General features: G+C 72.7%; 2 protein-coding genes. One reads left to right on the top strand and one right to left on the bottom strand.

Annotation, left to right across the window (positions count from 1 at the left end):
* Nucleotides 1–675 (bottom strand): PLP-dependent aminotransferase family protein (locus tag ACFVJS_RS15610; RefSeq protein ID WP_378881796.1); only part of this gene is annotated, 675 nt, incomplete at its 3' end.
* 49 nt (nt 676–724) lie between these two features.
* Here ACFVJS_RS15610 and ACFVJS_RS15605 point away from each other — a divergent pair.
* The coding region (locus tag ACFVJS_RS15605) for a DEAD/DEAH box helicase (RefSeq protein ID WP_378881793.1) at nt 725–2,608 on the top strand (1,884 nt) is incomplete at its 3' end.

The following is a 2,608-nucleotide window of genomic DNA, read 5'->3' as shown; positions in this document are numbered from 1 at the left end:
CGGCACCACGCGGGCGCCGTGGGAGGCGAACAGGTCGCGCGCGGAGGGGTAGCCCGGATCCTCGACGGCGACGACGTCGCCGGGCTCGAGGAGCACCCGCGCGACGAGATCGAGCGCCTGCTGGGTCCCGCTGGTGACCACGATCTGGCCCGGGTCGGCCCGCACCCCGCGGTGGTAGGCCACCGTGTGCGCCAGGGCCTCGCGCAGCCTCGGCAGCCCGGCGGGCGAGGCATAGGTGCCCGGGTTGTGGCCGCGCAGCCGCGACTCGGCCGCGAGGATCCGCCGCCAGGTGTCGAACGGGAAGAGCTCGGCGTCGGGGATCCCCACCCGCAGGTCGTACGCCGGGACTCCCGCCTCCGCGCTCGTCGGCCGCGGCGCCCACCGCCAGCCCGGGCGCGGCGTCAGGGATCCGGGGGCGCTGACCCTGCGGGTTGCCGCGGCGGCCGCGACGTACGTCCCCGCGCCCACACGCGACTCCAAAAACCCCTCGGCGACCAGACGCTCGTAGACCGTGGCGACGGTGTTGCGCGAGATCCCCAGATCTGACGCCAGCGCGCGGCTCGCGGGCAGCCGGTCGCCCACCTTCAGGCGCCCGTCTCCCATCGCGTCGCGCAGGGCCCGATAGAGCGATGCCGACCTGATGGACCGGTCGGTCAGGTCGAGCGCAAGATCCACAGCGGGATTGGACCACAGGACTGTCGGTGGTCGCGACTAGGTTTGTCCCATGGGCGACCCACATGGCTTCGGGCCCCGCTTCAGCGATACGTCATCGGCGTTGGCGCGGTTCAGCGACCCGACACGTACGTGGTTCGAGGCTGCGTTCGCGGCGCCGACCGCGGCGCAGGCCGGTGCCTGGGAGGCGATCGGTGCGGGACGCAACGCGCTGGTGGTCGCGCCCACCGGGTCGGGCAAGACGCTCAGTGCCTTCTTGTGGTCGATCGACAAGCTGCTGACCGAGCCGGTGCCGTCGAAGAAGGAACGCTGCCGGGTCCTCTACATCTCCCCGCTCAAAGCGCTCGGCGTGGACGTCGAGCGCAACCTGCGCAGCCCGCTCGTCGGCATCCGGCAGACCGCCGAGCGGCTGGGCGTCGAGGCTCCCGAGGTGCGCGTCGGAGTGCGCTCCGGTGACACGACCGCGGCCGACCGGCGGCGTCTGACCACGGCTCCTCCGGACATCCTGATCACCACGCCCGAGTCGCTGTTCCTGATGCTGACCAGCCAGGCCCGCGAGACCTTGCGCAGCGTCGAGACGGTGATCGTCGACGAGGTGCACGCGGTGGCCGCGACCAAGCGTGGCTCCCACCTGGCGCTGACCCTGGAGCGCCTCGACGCGCTGCTGGAGAAGCCGGCCCAGCGGATCGGACTGTCCGCGACCGTGCGGCCCCTGCAGGAGATCGCGCGTTACCTCGGTGGCTCCCAGCCCGTCGACATCGTGGCGCCCCCGGCCGAGAAGCGGTGGGACCTGAGCGTGGTCGTGCCGGTCGAGGACATGACCGCGCCAAGTCCCTACAGCGAGGAGGAGGACGACGACCCGCAGCGGGCCTCCTCGATCTGGCCCCACGTCGAGGAGCACGTCGCCGACCTGGTCACCGCCCACAACTCCACCATCGTCTTCGCCAACTCCCGGCGGATCGCGGAGCGGCTGACCGCCCGGCTCAACGAGATCGCCTCCGACCGGGTCTTCGAGAGCGGTCCACCGCCCGCGCAGGTGATGGCGCAGTCGGGGCAGTCCCACGGAGCGGCTCCGGTGATCGCCAAGGCCCACCACGGCAGCGTGTCGAAGGAGCAGCGGGCGCTGATCGAGGACGACCTCAAGTCCGGGCGGCTGCCGGCGGTGGTCGCGACCTCCAGCCTCGAGCTCGGCATCGACATGGGTGCTGTCGACCTCGTCGTCCAGATCGAGTCGCCGCCCAGCGTCGCCTCCGCTCTCCAGCGCGTCGGGCGGGCCGGCCACCAGGTCGGGGAGGTCTCCCGCGGCGTACTCTTCCCGAAGCATCGCGGCGACCTGGCCCAGACGGCGGTCTCGGTGCAGCGGATGCGCGCCGGGCTGATCGAGTCGATGAGCCTGCCGGCCAACCCGCTCGACGTGCTCGCCCAGCAGATCGTGGCCGCCACGGCACTGGACACCTGGGACGTCGACGAGCTGTTCGCGCTGGTCCGAAGGACGGCGTCGTACGCCACCCTCCCCCGCTCCGCCTACGACGCCACCCTCGATCTGCTCGCCGGGCGCTACCCGAGCGAGGAGTTCGCCGAGCTGCGGCCGCGGATCGTGTGGGACCGCGTCGCCGGCACCGTGACCGGGCGGCCGGGGGCGCAGCGGCTGGCCGTCACCAGCGGCGGCACCATCCCCGACCGCGGCCTCTTCGGCGTCTACCTGGTCGGGGAAGGGGTGGGCCGCCGGGTCGGCGAGCTCGACGAGGAGATGGTCTACGAGTCGCGGGTCGGCGACGTCTTCGCGCTGGGTGCGACATCGTGGCGGATCGAGGACATCACCCACGACCGGGTGCTGGTGACCCCGGCTCCGGGGATCCCGGGACGGCTGCCGTTCTGGAAGGGCGACTCGCTGGGCCGGCCCGCCGAGCTCGGCGAGGCGGTCGGCGCCTACACC

Origin of the sequence: Nocardioides sp. NPDC057772, assembly GCF_042798075.1 — a bacterium.
In the GTDB taxonomy this organism is placed as follows: Bacteria; Actinomycetota; Actinomycetes; order Propionibacteriales; family Nocardioidaceae; genus Nocardioides.
Note: the sequence above shows the minus strand (reverse complement) of the source record. Positions and strands in the feature narration are given on the sequence as shown.